The sequence below is a fragment of the Bacillus sp. SIMBA_008 genome (assembly GCF_046535495.1).
Classification (GTDB): domain Bacteria; phylum Bacillota; class Bacilli; order Bacillales; family Bacillaceae; genus Bacillus; species Bacillus subtilis.
Genome location: NZ_JAWRWL010000006.1, coordinates 72,075 through 89,922, shown reverse-complemented (window position 1 = coordinate 89,922; position 17,848 = coordinate 72,075). Strand labels below are relative to the sequence as shown.

The following is a 17,848-nucleotide window of genomic DNA, read 5'->3' as shown; positions in this document are numbered from 1 at the left end:
AAAGAAAAACTTGGCTTACAAAGCCAAGTTTTAGTCATCCAGCTGTTCCGCTTTCTCCTTCGGCATGACGACGTGAATGTGTCGATACAGATTCACGAATTCGCCCGGCAGCATGCCGCCGTACTCGCCGTCCAGGTTCAGCTGCATCTTTTCTGATACATTGACTTTCACGCGGTTCGCTTTTGTATAAATAATGTGCTGGTCGTTGATGTGTTCGCCGCGAAGCGCCATCGTAGCGACCCTGATAAATTCAGCAAGGTTTGCTTTCTTTAGTATCATCAAATCAAACATGCCGTCATTCAGGCTGGAATCCGGCGCGAGTTTTTCGAACCCGCCGACGGAGTTTGTCAGCGTGACCAAAAACAGCATGATTTCACCCTGAAACAGCTTGCCGTCATATTCAATCTCGACTTCTGTCGGACGAAGTGAAGGCAGCATTTCCATTCCTTTTAAATAATAAGCAAGCTGGCCTAGCATTGTTTTGAGTTTGCTTGGCACGTCGTACGTCAGCTCCGTCAGACGGCCTCCGCCGGCGATATTGATAAAATACTGGCCGTTGACCTGTCCGATATCAATCGGGCGGGCAACGCCGTTAATGACCGTATCTGCCGCTTTTAAAATATCCTCTCGCGGAATGCCGAGCGCTCTGGCGAAGTCGTTCGTTGTGCCGACAGGAATCACACCGAGTGTCGGACGGTTGTCTAAAGGCGCAAGCCCGTTGACGACCTCGTTGATCGTTCCGTCTCCACCTGCCGCAATGATCAGGTCAAACTCACGCAATGCCGCTTCCTTGGCAGCGTGTGTAGCGTCTCCTGCGCATGTCGTCGCATGGGTGGAGGTTTCATAGCCGGCTTGTTCAAATTTTTGCAGGACCTGGGCAAGATGCTTTTTAAAGATCTCCCGTCCTGAAGTCGGATTGTATATTATGCGTGCACGTTTCATTATCTCATCATCCTACTTAAGAGTATCCGATCCATTTTTACACTAACAACCTTTAATTATACTATGAGTTAAAAAAATCGCAACAAAATGTACATAATCTTACAGGTGAAAACGCACAAAAGCCCCAGCAGAGCTGAGGCTTTTAGTTTTTTTACTCTTCTTCCGTTCCCGGTTTTTTCTTGCGGAACTTCGCCAATACTTCATATACGATTGGCACGATCAAGAGCGTCAGAAGCGTTGAACTGATCAAACCGCCGATAACCGTGACGCCGAGTCCTTTTGAAATGACCTGGCTTCCGCCTTCGAAGCCGAGGGCTAATGGAATCAAGGCACCGATTGTCGCAATGGCTGTCATCAGGATCGGACGGAGTCGTGTAGAGCCGGCTTCCAAGAGCGCTTCTCTCGTAGACAGGCCTTCCGCTTCCTTATGAATCACGCGGTCAATTAAGACAATCGCATTCGTGACAACGATACCGATCAGCATGAGCATACCGATCATGGCGTTCAGACTGATCGTTTCACCTGATACGTAAAGTCCGACCAGGGCACCGATGACTGTGAACGGCAATGAGAACAGAATCGCAAATGGCGCTAGTGCTCCGCCGAAGGTAATCACGAGCACAAGGTAAACGATCGCTATTGCTGCCAGCATCGCTAAACCGAGCTTCGTGAAGGAATCAGCGATATCCGCTGATACGCCGCCTGTGTCAATCGATACGTTATCAGGATGGTCTAGCTTATCGATTTTCTTCTGGATAGCAGTTGATACGGCTGTGACGTTGTCAGATGTAACCTCACCTGTGACATCCGCATAGACTTTTCCGTCACGTTTTGACACGGTATCTGATGTTGATCCTTCCTTCACTTTTGCCACATCGCCGATTTTGACTTCCTGGCCAGTCGCGGAAGTGATCTTTTTATTCTCTAAATCTTTCACACTCTTATACTCGTCTTTTTCTGTCTTAATGTTCACATCAAGCTCTTTGCCGTCTTTTTTCACAGTTGTGAGCGGTTCTTGTGATGTTTGTGACATTAAGGCCTGAGAAATTTGAGACGCAGTTAAACCGAGTTTGCTTAGTTTTTCTTGGTCAGCGACAAATGTGTACTCATCATATGTGCTGGAAAGGCCTGAATTTACGTTTTTCAGATCCTTTTCATCTTTCATGATTTTTTCAATGTCTTTAACCGTGTCTTTAATATCGTTTTCAGAATCGCCATACACATAGTATGTTAATTGGTTGTTATTGCCTGAAGAGCTGAAGTCCTGTGACTTCCATTCTCCGCGGTCAGATTGCTTTTGGATTTCCTTCAGAACGTTATCTTTTTCTTTATCAAAGTCAGGTGTGTCGCTTTCATATTTGATATAGAATAACGCACCGTTAGAATCTCCTCCGGCAAGCGGGCTGCCAGAGCCTAATGAATACTGAACCGTATCGACATGCTTGCGGTCAAGCAGGATTTTTTCTGCTTTTTCAGCTTCATTTTCGGCTTCTTTTTTCGTTTCACCCGGTTCTGGGCTGTATGTGAGCTGCATCGTTTTTTCTTCCTCGGACGGCAGGTAGCTGGCACCGATTAGCGGTACAAGGAACAAGCTTCCAAGGAGCATCAGAACAGCGATGATAGACGTGATCCATTTGTGGCTCAGCGCCCAGTTCAATACTTTTTTATAGATGTTTGCAAGTCTGCCAGGTTTGTGTTCTTTCGCTTTAATCGGCGCGCCCGTTAATGATTTTTTGAACAGGCTGTGTGCGAGCATCGGCACAAGCGTGATTGAAATCACCAGGGATGCGGCAAGCGCAAAAACAATCGTTAAGGCAAATGGAATAAACAATTCACCGATTTGTCCGCCAACAAGTGCGAGCGGCAGGAATACCGCGATTGTCACGATCGTCGATGACATGATCGGTTTAAACATTTCCTTCGTCGCTTCACGAACCAATGCTTTTCCGCGGAGCGGCTCATCTTTGAGTCTCATGCGGCGGTAAATGTTCTCGATGACAACGATGGAGTCATCGACTACACGTCCGATGGCAACGGTCATTGCGCCGAGCGTCATAATATTCAATGTGATATCAAGCTGCTGCAGCACAAGGAGTGCGATCAGCAATGATAATGGAATTGAAACAACAGAAATTAATGTTGATTTGATATCTCTTAAGAATAAGAGAATAATCACAATCGCAAAAATAGCACCGAAGATGGCTTTGCTTAACATCGTGTCAACTGACTGTGTGATCGGCTCCGCCATGTCGAGAGTTGCGCTGTAATTGAAGCCTTTATGGTCTTCTTTGAACTTCTTCAGCTCAGCTTTGACATTGTCGGCAACCTCTACCGTATTCGCATCGTTTGCTTTGACGATGTTGATGCCGATGCTGTCTTTGCCATTTGTGCGTGAAACGGATTCAGCTTTTTTCACATCTTTAATTGTGGCAATGTCAGAAAGCTTGACCGTCGGCACTGCTGTGCTTGCGCTTTGCTGCGCCTGTGCTGCCGCTTGTGCGCTTTGGGCTGCCTGTGCACTCTGCGCCGCCGCTTGAGATGCTGCGCTGCTGCCTGCACTTGAAGCTGATGCCGTCGGGATTCTCATATTCTTCAAATCTTTAATTGTTTCAATATCGCCGCTGACGACGACAGATTTTTCTTCATTTCCGAATGTGTACAATCCAAGCGGAGTTGTCACATCTGAACCTTGAATCACTTTCTTCACAGTATCTTCATCAAGGCCGTATTCCTTCAGTTTGTCTTCTTTGAAAGAGAATTCAACCTCTTCCACCTGCTGGCCCGATACTTGGACGGACGCAACGCCTTCTATGCCTTCAAGTTTAGAAACGAGGCTGTCCTCCACTTGTTTCGTCAGCTCTTGCAGGTTATCTTTATCACTGGACACGCTCAGCGTCAGAATCGGGAATGAGTTCAAGCTGTAGCGTGAAATCTCCGGATCTTTCGCGTCATCAGGCAGGTTGACGTTTTCTAACGCTTCAGCTGCTTCTGTTTTCGCTTTGTCCATATCTTTCTCATAATCATATTCAATCATGACCGACGATGCGTTTTCATAGGACGTCGAAGTCACAACACTGACACCGTCCAAGTTCTGCACGGCTTGTTCAACCGGTTTGGTCACTTCATCAGCCACTTGGCTTGGTGTCGCACCCGGATATGTCGTGCTGATCGTCAAGTAAGGCATGTTCACGTCAGGAATAGACTCTTGCTTCATATTCATACCCGCATACAAGCCGGCTGCCGTTACAATAATCGTCATCAGCCATACGGCGAATTTGTTTTTCAGAACGAAATTAATAACGTGATTCATCATATCCTCCATTACATTTTTTATTGACTGACTGGTCATTCTATATAATACTAAACGTTATAACGCAACAACGTCAACTCATATACCAGAAAATTTTACTAAATTTTTCAAGGATTAAGGGGAAGCACGTCATGAATGAAAAAAAAGAGAGAATCATAAAAACCAGCATTCGTTTATTTGCGAAAAAAGGATTCGCAGCTACGACGATCCAAGAAATCGCCAGTGAATGCGGCATTTCGAAGGGCGCTTTTTATTTGCACTTCAAATCGAAAGAAGCGCTGCTGTTATCTGCCTGTGAATATTATATCGGTATGTCTATGAACAAAATGAAAAATATAGAAGAAGATCTCGCCGGAAAGCCCCCTAAGGAAGTGTTAAAAAAGCAAATTGGCGCTCAATTTGAGGATTTTCGCGATCATAAAGATTTTATCGTTCTTTTGCTTACCGAAAATATCATTCCGGAAAATCAAGAAATCAAGCAATACTTTTACAAAGTAACCATGGAGACGGATAAGCTGTACCGGAACGCCTTGCTGGTATCCTATGGCGAAGGAATCGAGCGGTATGTCGCAGATCTGTCCATCATGGCAAGAGGCATTGTGCATTCCTATATGAACGTGATGGTATTTAACGGTGAGCTTAATATCGATGCAGAAGAAATCTCAGCCTTTATTATTGAGAGACTGAATGATCTTGTACAGGGGCTGAGCCGTTCTGCACTCAATCCGATTGTATCAAAAGACATTTTCAACCCGATGCCTGCGGGAAAAGACCAGCTGCTTGAGGACATTCAGAAAGTGAAAGAAAACAGCACGCTGCCCGAGGATATCACCGTGTCACTTGATGTTATCGAGGAAGAATTGACTCAGGATAAACCGCGCAAGCCGATTATTAAAGGCATGCTGTCCAATTTGACCGGAACCAACGACAAAGAAGTTGAAAGGCTTCGGGCCCTCATCTCTGTCTTTATCTCAATTTGACCATAAAAAAAGCAGCCTCTAAGGGCTGCTTTTTTATTAGCGTTTTTTAATTTCTTCAAGCAGAATTTTGTTGACCATCGGCGGGTTGGCTTGTCCTTTGGACGCTTTCATAATCTGTCCGACTAGGAAGCCGATCGCGCGGTCTTTTCCGTTTTTAAAGTCTTCGATTGATTGAGGATTGTTGTCAAGCGCCTCAGTGACAAGCTTCAGAAGCACGCCTTCGTCAGAAATCTGAACAAGGCCTTTCTCTTTCACAATCTTCTCAGCGTCGCCGCCTTTTTCAATCAATTCTTTAAACACTTTCTTCGCGATCTTAGAAGAAATGGTTCCTTTTTCAATCAATTTGATCATGCCGGCAAGGCCTTCAGGTGTCAGGGCAACATCGGCAAGCTCTTTTTGCTCAGCGTTTAGGTAAGCTGACACTTCACCCATCAGCCAGTTAGACGCTTGTTTGGCTTCAGCGCCTTTTTGAACGGTTTCTTCGAAGAAATCAGCCATTTCTTTTGTCAGCGTCAGAACCATCGCGTCATATGCAGGCAAGCCAAGCTCTTCGATATAACGCTTGCGGCGCTCATCCGGAAGCTCAGGAATGCTTGCTTTTACGCGTTCCTTCCATTCATCATCAATGTAGAGCTCGACTAGATCCGGCTCTGGGAAGTAACGGTAGTCGTCAGATCCCTCTTTGACACGCATAAGAATGGTTTTCTTCGTTGCTTCATCATAACGGCGAGTTTCTTGCTGGATGACGCCGCCGGAAAGAAGAACCTGCTCCTGGCGTTTTTCTTCATGCTCAAGGCCTTTTTGAACAAACGCAAAGGAGTTCAAGTTTTTTAATTCTGTTTTTGTGCCGAATTCCTCTTGGCCGATCGGACGAAGAGAGATATTGGCGTCACAGCGAAGTGAGCCTTCTTCCATTTTACAGTCAGAAACGCCTGTATACTGGATGATGGATTTCAGCTTTTCAAGATACGCGTACGCTTCTTCCGGCGTGCGGATATCCGGCTCTGATACGATCTCAACAAGCGGCGTTCCTTGGCGGTTGAAGTCAACAAGAGAATAGCCGTCGCCTGTGTGTGTCAGTTTTCCGGCATCTTCTTCAAGGTGAAGGCGCGTGATGCCGATGCGTTTTGTTTTTCCGCCGACTTCAATTTCGATCCAGCCGTTTTCGCCGATTGGCTTATCAAATTGAGAAATCTGATACGCTTTCGGGTTGTCAGGATAGAAATAGTTTTTGCGGTCAAACTTCGTATCCGTTGCGATCTCACAGTTGAGCGCCATAGCGGCTTTCATTGCGAATTCAACGGCTTCTTTGTTCAGAACAGGCAGGACGCCCGGATATCCGAGGTCAATAACGCTTGTCTGCGTATTCGCCTCCGCGCCGAATGGCGTTGGAGAGCTTGAGAAAATTTTTGATTTTGTTTTTAACTCAACGTGGACTTCAAGTCCGATTACCGTTTCAAAGTTCAATTCTTTTCACCCCTTACAGTTCAGGTTTTGCTTTATGATGGTCTGTCGCTTGTTCAAATGCATGAGCAACGCGGTATACAGTGCTTTCATCAAAGTGTTTTCCGATGATTTGCAGGCCGAGCGGAAGTCCGTCTGCTAATCCGCATGGCACGCTGATTCCCGGTACGCCGGCAAGGTTGACCGGAATCGTTAAGATATCGTTTGCGTACATTGTGAGCGGATCCTTCGTGTTTTCACCGATTTTAAACGCAGGTGTCGGTGTAGTCGGTCCAACAATAACATCATATTTTTCAAATACGTCCTCGAAATCCTTCTTAATCAACGTACGCACTTTTTGCGCTTTTTTGTAGTACGCATCGTAGTAGCCTGAGCTTAAAGCAAACGTTCCGAGCATGATGCGGCGTTTGACTTCATTTCCGAAACCTTCAGCGCGCGTTTGCTTGTAAAGGTCGATCAGGTTATCCGCGTTGTCTGTGCGGTAGCCGTAACGGATGCCGTCAAAGCGTGCAAGGTTCGCTGACGCTTCAGAAGATGACAGCAGGTAATATGTCGCAAGCGCGTATTTACTGTGCGGAAGAGACACTTCTTCCCATGTAGCGCCGAGACCTTCAAGGACTTTCAGCGCTGCCAGGACAGATTCTCTCGCTTCTTTGCCGACACCTTCACCAAGGTATTCTTTCGGAACGGCGATTTTCAGTCCTTTGATGTCGCCAGTTAATGAAGAAAGAAAATCAGGCACGTCCACATTTGCACTCGTGGAGTCCATTTTGTCTACGCCGGAAATCGCTTGAAGTAAAAACGCGTTATCCTCAACCGTACGTGTAATCGGCCCGATTTGGTCTAATGAAGACGCAAATGCGACCAGACCGTAACGAGATACACGTCCGTATGTAGGTTTTAATCCGACAACGCCGCAGAAAGATGCCGGCTGACGGATGGAGCCGCCTGTGTCAGATCCAAGAGAAAACGGAACTTCTCCCGCAGCAACCGCAGCCGCAGATCCGCCGCTTGAACCGCCGGGAACTGTTTCTAAGTTCCAAGGGTTTTTCGTCAGCTTGTAAGCTGAGTTTTCGGTAGATGATCCCATGGCGAATTCGTCCATGTTCAGTTTTCCGATTGTGACCGCTTCAGCGTCTTGAAGGCGCTGAACGACAGTAGCGTCATAGATCGGATCAAAGTTTTCGAGAATTTTGCTGGAGCATGTTGTGCGCAGCCCTTTTGTTACGATATTATCTTTTACGCCGATCGGCATACCGAAAAGAAGACCGTGCTCAGAACGCCCGTCAACCGCCTCATCAAGCTCCTTCGCGTATGCGCGCGCTCTTTCTTCATCTAATGCCAAAAAGGCTTGTACCTTATCATCAACCGCTTGGATGCGTTTATAAGATTCGTCAACCAGATCAGAAATCTTAATCTCTTTTTTATGTATGAGCTGTTTTAATTCTGTGATTTTATGATCAAATAATGACATTCTTGTGTCCCTCCTTTAGTCCAGAATTGATGGCACACGAATATAGCCGTCTTTATGGTCAGGCGCATTTTTCATGACATCCTCAACCGGAAGACCTTTACCCGCTTCATCTTCTCTCATGACATTTTTCATTTTCAGCACGTGAGTTGTAGGCTCCACATTGTCTGTGTTAACCTCATTAAGCTCCTCGGCAAATGAAATGATACTGTCGAGCTGTTCAGTGAACATTTTTGCTTCTTCTTCAGTAATTGCAAGTCTTGCAAGGTGCGCAACGTGCTTTACTTCTTCTATTGAAATTCGTGACATATGATCCACCTCCACATATTTCTCCGTTAAGTCATATAATACTGATCATATCAAAAACAAGCCCTTTAAAGCAACAAACCGCCTTGAGACAGGCCTGTGTTTTCGAAACAATACCCTATATATTTTATACTAAAATGAGGAGAAGGAGAAACGAAATATTTTTCTGAATATTTTTACTTTAATTATTTCTTGAAAGCGTTTTATTCTTTATTCCCTTCTAGGTTTGCAACGGTTTTCCCCGCTCATGATCAAGGTTTCATCGCTTGAATGGCCGGGAATACTTTGTTAGGTTAAGTTACCAAGTGCACCCGCAAAGGAATTTCTTTTGTTTTGCACTTACGCCAGGCTGCTTAACTGGCACCATCAATTTGAGAGGTGATGCAACATTATTAGAAATGAAGAGAGGGTAAAACGTGAGTATTGAAATTATTATATCTTTAGGAATTTACTTTATTGCCATGCTGTTAATCGGCTGGTATGCATTCAAGAAAACCACTGACATCAATGATTACATGCTTGGAGGAAGAGGCCTCGGACCATTCGTTACTGCTTTGTCTGCCGGTGCGGCCGATATGAGCGGATGGATGCTGATGGGTGTTCCCGGCGCGATGTTTGCGACAGGGCTGTCCACCTTATGGCTTGCTTTAGGTCTTACAATCGGGGCGTACTCAAATTACTTGCTGCTGGCTCCAAGGCTGCGTGCTTATACGGAAGCGGCGGATGATGCGATTACGATTCCTGATTTCTTTGATAAACGATTCCAGCATTCTTCATCACTGCTGAAAATCGTATCTGCATTGATCATCATGATCTTTTTCACATTGTATACCTCTTCCGGTATGGTATCTGGCGGACGGCTGTTTGAATCTGCTTTTGGTGCGGATTACAAATTAGGCCTGTTTCTGACCACCGCAGTTGTCGTGTTATACACACTGTTTGGCGGTTTCCTTGCTGTCAGTCTGACTGACTTCGTGCAGGGTGCGATCATGTTTGCAGCACTAGTGCTTGTGCCGATCGTTGCTTTTACCCATGTGGGCGGCGTTGCTCCGACTCTCCATGAAATCGGCGCTGTTAACCCACACTTATTGGATATTTTTAAAGGCGCGAGCGTCATTAGCATTATTTCCTATTTAGCCTGGGGCTTGGGCTACTACGGCCAGCCTCATATCATCGTCCGATTTATGGCGATTAAAAACATTAAAGATTTGAAGCCTGCACGCCGAATCGGCATGAGCTGGATGATCATTACAGTTCTAGGTTCCGTGCTGACGGGTTTAATCGGTGTTGCATACGCCCATAAATTCGGAGTTGCTGTAAAAGATCCGGAGATGATCTTCATTATCTTCTCTAAAATCTTGTTCCACCCATTAATTACAGGGTTCTTATTGTCAGCTATTTTGGCTGCCATCATGAGTTCGATTTCCTCACAGCTCTTGGTTACAGCAAGTGCTGTAACAGAGGATTTATACCGGTCATTTTTCAGACGAAAAGCTTCTGATAAAGAATTGGTCATGATCGGGCGATTGTCCGTCTTAGTCATTGCCGTTATCGCGGTACTCTTGTCATTGAACCCGAACAGCACCATTCTTGATTTGGTCGGATACGCTTGGGCCGGCTTCGGTTCAGCTTTCGGACCTGCGATTCTGCTCAGTCTATATTGGAAGCGAATGAACGAATGGGGCGCGCTTGCTGCCATGATTGTCGGGGCTGCGACCGTGTTGATCTGGATTACAACCGGCCTGGCAAAATCAACCGGTGTGTACGAAATCATCCCTGGGTTTATTCTCAGTATGATTGCCGGCATCATTGTCAGCATGATCACAAAACGTCCTGCAAAAGCCTCTTACCGATTATTCGGTGTCATGGAAAAGCTGTTAAAACGCAAAAAGTAAGCAATAAGCCATCAAGCGCAGCTTGGTGGCTTTTGTGCTCTTGTTTTGCGATAAATACTGTGAGAAAATCATATTTATTTAAAAACACCATAGAGAAGGGGGAAGTTGCTGTTGAGCTGGTATATTGATCCTGATATTTTATTGAAATTGGGCATTGCCACATTGATTGGCATGGTCATCGGGCTTGAACGCGAATTAAAAAATAAGCCGCTCGGATTAAAAACCTGTATTGTCATCGCAGTCAGCTCATGCATGCTGACGATCGTCAGTATTAATGCGGCATATCATTTCCCTAAATACTACCGCATCATGATGGATCCGCTTCGTCTGCCGGCACAAATCATCTCCGGCGTCGGGTTTATCGGAGCCGGTGTCATCCTGCGAAAAAGCAATGATGTCATTTCCGGCCTGACGACATCGGCCATGATCTGGGGGGCAGCGGGGCTCGGGCTTGCTACGGGAGCCGGTTTTTATAAAGAAGCGTTTGCCAGTCTTCTGTTCATCCTGATCAGCGTGGAATTTCTCCCATGGGTGGTCAGAAAAATAGGCCCCGACCGCCTGCAGGAAAAAGACATCCGCATCAGAATGTCGCTTTCTGATAAAGACAAAATGACAGAGATTTTAAAAGAAATGAAAAGAAGAGATATCAAAGCACACTCCGTTCGGATCGACGACCTGGGCGAAAAGGATTTTCCAATTATGGAAGTGAAGGTCCGCGTCCATAAAAACAGATACACGACCGATGTCTACTATGACATTAAAGCCATTGAAGGCGTAGTCGGCGTGAAGTGTGATACATTATAAAAGCCAATGGGACTGGAATCCCATTGGCTTTTTCTATCTACACCAGTGCTGAAAAATCAAATGCTGTAATCGGCGTGCCATTCTCTATATCTCTTCTGAAACCGGCCAGCATTTCTTTTTCTTCTTCTCCTATTGTGTTAAGGTCAAACATCTGATGCAGCAATCCGTAAATCAGCATATGGCGAAGGCGGAGGAAATCAGGTATTATCATCAGCCATGCAGGGTCAAGCTCATTTTCCTCCCAGTACCCTTTCATAAAATGCGTCATAAATTCTTCTGTAAACGCAGCTTTATCATCATATGGCACAACAGGATACCACAGGACATTGTAGAGAAGAATGCTAATATCGTTAACAAACCAGTTGTAGCCGATATCATCAAAATCAAATGCCGTGATTTTGCCATGATCCCAGTTAAAATTGCCATGGTGCAGATCCGCATGCACCAAGCCGTAGCTGTCCTGGCTTTTCGGGAGCCTCCGCAGTTCATTCATCAAAGAATCGGCTTGCTGAAACACCTTTATCTGATCTTCAGGCACATATTTTCTCAGCTTTAATTGCTCCTCTTCATCCCATTCCTGTCTTTTGAAAGCGGGATTGCTCAATTTGTAGCTTTTTGTCAGGCTGTGCATGCTGCCTGTGTATCTGCCAAGCTCATAAAATAGCGTTTCATTCCAGTCCGATTCATCCACTTTTTGCCCCGGAGCTTTCTCATACACTCTCAATAAAAATGACCCGCCGTTTCCGTCCGGCACTGCTTCTACGTCTTTTCCGTTCAGCGACGGGAGCGGTTTGGCTACTGAAATTCCCCCTATTGCAAGGTGACGGAGCCATTCCATCTCTCCCATTATATAATCAGAAGATCTCCGAATCGTATGGGTAATCTTTAAAATATAAGGTTGATTGTCTTTCATACATTCATATACATAGTTTTCCGCATCAGCCAGAAAACGCACCTGATCTTTTGAGAAACCGTATCTCGCTGCAGCTTCTGCCAAAACCTGCTCTTCATGAAATATTTTTTTGATATCTTTATGCACGTCTAACATCCTTTCATTGCTATAGATTTGATAATGATTGTTTTCACACGATTTCCAGCATCAACATACCTCCCCTTGATTTGTGTTTCGGCAGAAGCGGAAACAATTTCCCTTTTCCTGTTAATTGTAACATAAAAACCCTTGTGCCAATATGGCACAAGGGTTTTCTATCAGTCATAAATGTGAACAGTCGGCTCTTTATCTCCGGCATTGCGGATAATGACCGCTTCCTGTCCGTCTGAGGACGTGATATTGACTTCGACATCAACTGAGCTCTTAGAGTAGTAGTCCATCACTTCACCCGTTAAGAACTGGGTAAACGCGACAACTTCACTTTTTCCGTAGAATTGCATTGGTATGTCAATCTTCATTTTCTTCATTTCATCATTTTCATACAGCGCTGTACCGACAACGCCTGTATAGTTCGGGAAATATTCTTCAATTGAGTTTTTGAACCGCTTAAAGACCTCGGTGTCATCCGGGTATTTTTCTGCTGTGGTTGTATCTGCCGGATAGAATACATATTTTTCATTAATATCATCCCAATTTGAGATATCAGTAGAGCCTGCTTTGACCTCTGTTTTGGCGATGAAGTTCCCCGGCACAATCGATGTTTTTGACGCCTGCTTGTAGAGTGCGACAGTAATCGGCACATTCTTCAAGTTATCTTTTTTACGGAGGCGGTTAATAACCTCCTGTGCAATTTTTTCTCCCTGCTGGCGGAGCGTGCTGTCCTTAATCTCCACTTCTTTTTGCGGGTCGCCAGTTTTTTCACGATAGTAATACACGGAGTTTAACGCCAGTCCGATCATGACGCCGCCAAGCTGGATAGAATTCTTGTCTTTTCTGACTAAATAATCGTGCTCAAGCATGGATGCTAAATAAATCGGGCTGCTTTCGTTCTTTTCTTCTGTTGAACCAGAACTCGGGAGCGCCGGGTTCAAGCCTTCATTTTTGAAGTTCTTATCTTCTTTTTCGGCTTTTTTCAAATCAGAGCCCGTTTTTTTCCGTGCCAGCCAGCTTAATACTGTATCCTCATCTAAATATTGTCCTTCTTGGAACAGATAATCGTCAGTTGAGAAAGAATCTTGGGCAAGGCGCATCAGCCCTGTTTCAAATTCGTCAATGTCCAGCCTTGTATTCAGCTGTTCCGTTGTTAAGCCGCGCGCTTTGCCTGCCTTAAACGGCAGCACCATTTTGTAATAGGAGTCAGAGATATTATATTTCGGGACAATCGCTTTTTCTGACGATTTCGCCGTCTTTTGCGTAATCTCTTCCTCCTTCTCCCCCCCGAAACCTGACGAGCAGGCAGACAGCATTAATACTGCCGCCGTTGCCGCCAATGCCAACGTCTTTTTCAATAGAAAACACTCCTCTTATTTCTTTAGCTCTCCCATTAACTGTTCTTCATTCCACACTTCAATGTTCAGCTCTTGTGCTTTTGTCAGCTTGCTTCCCGCCGCTTCTCCGGCGATGACTAAGTCTGTGTTTTTGCTGACGCTTCCAGTCAGCTTTCCGCCCAGCGCTTCGATTTGCGCTTTGGCTTCGTTTCTTGACAGCTCTTCCAGCTTTCCTGTCAGAACAATTGTTTTACCAGCAAAGTAAGAGTCGCTGTCCTCTGCTTTTACTTTTTTCGGGCCTTTGTAGAGCGTGTTTACGCCCAGCTCCTGAAGTTCATTCAAGAGTTCAAGCATTTCTTCTTTATGAAAATAGGTGATCACAGCATCAGCCATTTTTTCACCGATTTCATCTACCGCGAGAAGTTCCTCTTTAGAGGCTTTTTTCAGGTTCTCCAAGCTTTCAAAATGCATGGCAAGCGTCTTTGCGGCCTTTGATCCGATAAAACGGATGCCAAGCCCAAACAGCAGGCGCTCTAACGAATTTTCTTTTGATTTTTGGATGGAGCTGATCAGGTTTTCAGTGGACTTTTCGCCCATGCGCTCGAGCTGGATGACTCGTTCCTTCGTCAGCTTATATAAATCTGCCACATTGCGGACAAGGTTTTCCTCAAACAGCTGTGTGATCACTCGTTCGCCGAGCCCATCAATGTTCATGGCATTCCGGGAAACGAAATGGATAAGCCCTTCCCGGATTTGCGCCGGACATTCAGGGTTAATGCAGCGAAGCGCCACTTCTCCTTCGATCCGGACGAGTTCACTGCCGCATTCAGGACATTCCGTCGGCATGCTGAATTCCTTTTCTTCTCCTGTGCGCTGGTCAACGAGGACATTCACAACTTCCGGGATGATATCGCCCGCTTTTTTGACGACAACCTTATCCAAAATCCGAATGTCCTTCTCTTTAATTAAATCTTCGTTATGAAGGGATGCTCTTGAGACCGTTGTGCCGGCAACTTTTACCGGCTCAAGAATCGCAGTCGGCGTAATCACACCCGTTCTGCCGACATTTAATTCGATATCGAGAAGCTTCGTCACGACCTCTTCAGCAGGAAACTTATACGCGATGGCCCAGCGCGGGCTTTTCGCCGTAAAACCGAGCTCCTCCTGTTGATCGAGAGAATCGACTTTAATGACAATGCCGTCTATTTCGTACGGCAGGTCCGCGCGCTTCGCCTGAAGCTCATCGATCAGCGTAATGACTTCTTCTATGCTGCCGCATTTTTTTCGTTCCTGATTCGTTTTAAATCCGAGTTCGTCGAGAAAATCAAGCCCTTGGCTTTGCGTCTCTACACCCATCTCGTCAAGCTCCGCTATACTGTAGACGAAGATATCGAGGTTTCGTTTCGCTGCAATTTTCGGATCGAGCTGTCTGAGAGATCCCGCCGCGGCATTTCGCGGATTGGCGAACGGTTCTTCCTCATTTTTAATCCGTTCCTCATTGAGTGCTTCAAACGAACGCTTCGGCATATACGCCTCGCCGCGCACTTCGATCGACAGCTCACGGTTCATTTTAAGCGGGATATTGCGGATCGTCTTCAGATTCTCCGTAATATCCTCTCCCGTCGTTCCGTCACCTCTTGTGGCCCCTCTGACAAAATAGCCGTCTTCATAACGGAGAGAAACAGCAAGACCGTCTATTTTCAGCTCCACATTATACGCCACATCGTCACCGACGGCTTGGCGCACACGGCGGTCGAAATCACGAAGATCATCAGCATTAAAGGCGTTGCCCAGACTGAGCATCGGTGTGCCGTGGGTGACTTTCTGAAACGCTTCAAGCACAGCTCCGCCGACGCGCTGCGTAGGAGAGTCAGGCGTTCTGAGGTCTGGGTGCTCCTCCTCAATCGCAATCAGCTCCTGCATCAATCTGTCGTATTCGGCATCTGGGACGCTCGGTTCATCTAAGGTGTAATATTCATAGCTATACTTGTTGATGGTGCGGCGCAGTTCTTCTGCCCGCTGCTTCGCTGTTTCTTTGTCCATCTGCTTCTTCCTTTCCTCTTCAATTACTGCTTTTCAATAGGAGCAAATGCTGCTAACAGGCGTTTCACGCCGACAGGGCTCGGGAAGGCAATATCGAGCTCCGTCCCTTCTCCTTCGCCTTTCACGCTGACGACAGTTCCTGTTCCCCATTTTTTATGGCCCGCCTTATCTCCGACTGCCCAGTTCAAGGTGTCGCCGCCTGTTTTGCTGGCGTAGGATACCGGGCGTGAAACAGGGCCGCGTCTCGGCTGCATTTTTCTCGCAGACGTCGCTCTCGTTTCTTTTTTCTCATTTAGGTTTTCCAATAAATCATCCGGTATTTCAGCAATGAAGCGAGATTCCGGGTTCATATTTGTCCGGCCAAACAAGGTGCGCATTTTAGCATTGGTCAGATAAAGCTCCTGTTCAGCCCTTGTAATCCCAACGTACGCAAGGCGGCGTTCTTCTTCCATTTCCGCTTCCTCCATGAGTGAACGGCTATGCGGGAAGACGCCTTCTTCAAGCCCCATCAAGAAAACAACCGGGAACTCCAGTCCTTTCGCGGCGTGCAGTGTCATCAGCGTGATTGCATCCTTGCCGCCTGACTCTTCCTCCTTCTGGTCGAGCTGATCAATATCTGCGATTAACGCCAAGTCTGTCAGGAACGCAACGAGTGTCTTGTCTTCACTTTTCTGTTCAAAGTTTTTCGTAACAGACAGGAACTCGTCGATGTTTTCTAAACGGCTTTGGGCTTCGATCGATTTCTCGGCCTTCAGCATTTCTCTGTATTCCGTCTTATCAAGAATTTCTTCTGTCAGCTCTGTAATGGATAAGTAATCCTGCATATTGGTCAGGTTTTCAATCATCTGTCTAAAGCTGTCAAGCGCGTTTGCCGCTTTGGCACTGACGCCGATAAAATCAACCTGCTGAATCGCTTGGAAAAAGGACAAGCCGTTTATGGCCGCATACGAAGCGATTTTTTCAAGTGATGTCGCGCCGACTCCGCGCTTCGGCACATTGACAATGCGCGTGAAACTGATATCGTCATCCGGATTGGATACGAGGCGCAGGTACGCAAGAATGTCTTTAATTTCTTTTCTGTCATAGAACTTTGTGCCGCCGACAATGTTATAGTTCAAACCCGCTTTGAGAAGCGTTTCCTCAATCACACGGGACTGCGCGTTTGTCCGGTATAAAATGGCGATATCCGACAGCTTCCGCTTGCCTGAGCTGTGAAGCTGATGAATTTTACCGGCCACAAATTGTCCTTCACCGAATTCATTATCACCGCGATAATAGGAAATTTTGATGCCCTCGTCGTTTTCCGTCCACAAATTTTTCGGTTTGCGGTTAGAGTTGTTTTTAATGACCTCGTTTGCCGCGCGCAAAATCCGTTTCGTTGAACGATAGTTTTGTTCTAGCAAAATCACGCTTGCATTCGGATAATCTTTTTCAAATGAAAGGATGTTGGTGATATCCGCGCCGCGCCATCTGTAGATTGACTGATCAGAATCCCCCACAACGCAAAGGTTCTGGAAACGCTCGGCAAGCTGCTTAACGAGCATGTATTGCGCCCTGTTCGTATCCTGATACTCATCAACATGGATGTACTGGAATTTGCGCTGATAAAATTCAAGCACTTCAGGCACTCGGTCAAACAGTTTAATCGTCGTCATAATCAAATCGTCAAAATCGAGCGACTGGTTTTTCAATAGCTTCTTCTGATAATCAGCATATACATCGCTGACCACCTGATCGTAGTAGCCGCCAGCAACTTTAGAGAATTCCTCCGGTTCGGTCAATTCGTTTTTCGCACTGCTGATCGTACCGAGGATGCTTCTCGGGTCAAACTTCTTCGGATCAAGATTGCGCTCCTTCAAAATCCCCTTGATCACTGAAAGCTGGTCAGCCGTATCAAGGATGGAGAAATTTCGGTTGATCCCAATCCGGTCGATATCTCTGCGCAAGATCCGCACGCACATGCTGTGGAATGTGGAAATCCAGATATCGTCCGCGCCGGGTCCAAGGATGCTTTCCACACGTTCTTTCATTTCGCGTGCCGCTTTATTTGTAAATGTGATCGCCAGAATGTTCCACGGCGCCACATGCTTCTCTGCCATTAAATAAGCAATTCTGTGTGTCAGGACACGCGTCTTTCCGCTTCCCGCTCCCGCCATCAGCAAAAGGGGCCCGTCCGTTGTTTTGACTGCTTCCTGCTGAACGGGGTTTAAACCGCTTAGTAATTGATTGCTAATATAATTCAAAATTTGTTCAC

General features: G+C 46.1%; 11 protein-coding genes and 1 pseudogene. 3 read left to right on the top strand and 9 right to left on the bottom strand.

All coding sequences use genetic code 11. The annotated features are described in order from the left end of the window. Positions 1-30 precede the first annotated feature (30 nt). Complete coding sequence (locus tag SB658_RS18500) at positions 31-942, bottom strand: diacylglycerol kinase (RefSeq protein WP_003233894.1); 912 nt, start codon at positions 940-942, stop codon at positions 31-33. Positions 943-1,093: 151 nt separating this feature from the next. Further along, complete coding sequence (gene srfP, locus SB658_RS18495) at positions 1,094-4,252, bottom strand: surfactin resistance protein SrfP (RefSeq protein WP_119899097.1); 3,159 nt, start codon at positions 4,250-4,252, stop codon at positions 1,094-1,096. A gap of 131 nt (positions 4,253-4,383) precedes the next feature. Here srfP and SB658_RS18490 point away from each other — a divergent pair. After that, positions 4,384-5,254: pseudogene (locus tag SB658_RS18490) on the top strand (TetR/AcrR family transcriptional regulator). Positions 5,255-5,268: 14 nt separating this feature from the next. Here SB658_RS18490 and gatB read toward each other — a convergent pair. Genes gatB through gatC form a run of 3 tightly spaced genes read right to left on the bottom strand, consistent with a single transcriptional unit; the run spans position 5,269 to position 8,476 of the window. Further along, a complete protein-coding gene (gene gatB / locus SB658_RS18485; RefSeq protein WP_003219444.1) occupies positions 5,269-6,699 on the bottom strand; it encodes an Asp-tRNA(Asn)/Glu-tRNA(Gln) amidotransferase subunit GatB in 1,431 nt (476 codons plus the stop codon). 13 nt (positions 6,700-6,712) lie between these two features. Next, positions 6,713-8,170 carry an Asp-tRNA(Asn)/Glu-tRNA(Gln) amidotransferase subunit GatA gene (gene gatA, locus SB658_RS18480; protein WP_003233901.1) on the bottom strand — a complete coding sequence of 486 codons (1,458 nt, stop codon included), beginning with the start codon at positions 8,168-8,170 and terminating at the stop codon, positions 6,713-6,715. Positions 8,171-8,185: 15 nt separating this feature from the next. Next, the gene (gene gatC, locus SB658_RS18475) at positions 8,186-8,476 is read right to left on the bottom strand and encodes an Asp-tRNA(Asn)/Glu-tRNA(Gln) amidotransferase subunit GatC (protein ID WP_003219442.1); all 291 of its coding nucleotides are present in this window, start codon (positions 8,474-8,476) and stop codon (positions 8,186-8,188) included. Between the two features lie 413 nt (positions 8,477-8,889). Here gatC and opuE point away from each other — a divergent pair, with 413 nt between their 5' ends. Then, positions 8,890-10,368 carry a proline transporter OpuE gene (gene opuE / locus SB658_RS18470; protein WP_003233905.1) on the top strand — a complete coding sequence of 493 codons (1,479 nt, stop codon included), beginning with the start codon at positions 8,890-8,892 and terminating at the stop codon, positions 10,366-10,368. Between the two features lie 105 nt (positions 10,369-10,473). Next, complete coding sequence (locus SB658_RS18465) at positions 10,474-11,172, top strand: MgtC/SapB family protein (protein WP_010886431.1); 699 nt, start codon at positions 10,474-10,476, stop codon at positions 11,170-11,172. A 37-nt stretch (positions 11,173-11,209) separates the two neighbouring features. Here the strand turns inward: SB658_RS18465 and SB658_RS18460 are convergent, their stop codons facing one another. From SB658_RS18460 to pcrA, 4 genes are all read right to left on the bottom strand, one after another. Next, positions 11,210-12,220, bottom strand: a complete 1,011-nt coding sequence (locus tag SB658_RS18460) for a phosphotransferase enzyme family protein (RefSeq protein ID WP_003233909.1) — start codon at positions 12,218-12,220, stop codon at positions 11,210-11,212. A gap of 161 nt (positions 12,221-12,381) precedes the next feature. Continuing rightward, positions 12,382-13,572, bottom strand: a complete 1,191-nt coding sequence (locus SB658_RS18455; protein WP_003242795.1) for a CamS family sex pheromone protein — start codon at positions 13,570-13,572, stop codon at positions 12,382-12,384. Between the two features lie 15 nt (positions 13,573-13,587). Then, positions 13,588-15,594, bottom strand: coding sequence for an NAD-dependent DNA ligase LigA (gene ligA / locus SB658_RS18450; protein ID WP_029726605.1), 2,007 nt, complete (start codon positions 15,592-15,594; stop codon positions 13,588-13,590). Positions 15,595-15,617: 23 nt separating this feature from the next. Further along, positions 15,618-17,837 (bottom strand): DNA helicase PcrA, encoded by a 2,220-nt coding sequence (pcrA, locus tag SB658_RS18445; protein ID WP_015383008.1) that lies wholly within the window; start codon positions 17,835-17,837, stop codon positions 15,618-15,620. Between the last annotated feature and the right edge of the window lie 11 nt (positions 17,838-17,848).

Coding starts and splice junctions, on each gene's coding strand:
- srfP (WP_119899097.1), bottom strand. CDS start 4,252: ATGAATCACGTTATTAATTTCGTTCTGAAAAACAAATTCGCCGTATGG.
- gatA (WP_003233901.1), bottom strand. CDS start 8,170: ATGTCATTATTTGATCATAAAATCACAGAATTAAAACAGCTCATACAT.
- ligA (WP_029726605.1), bottom strand. CDS start 15,594: ATGGACAAAGAAACAGCGAAGCAGCGGGCAGAAGAACTGCGCCGCACC.
- gatC (WP_003219442.1), bottom strand. CDS start 8,476: ATGTCACGAATTTCAATAGAAGAAGTAAAGCACGTTGCGCACCTTGCA.
- SB658_RS18500 (WP_003233894.1), bottom strand. CDS start 942: ATGAAACGTGCACGCATAATATACAATCCGACTTCAGGACGGGAGATC.
- SB658_RS18460 (WP_003233909.1), bottom strand. CDS start 12,220: ATGTTAGACGTGCATAAAGATATCAAAAAAATATTTCATGAAGAGCAG.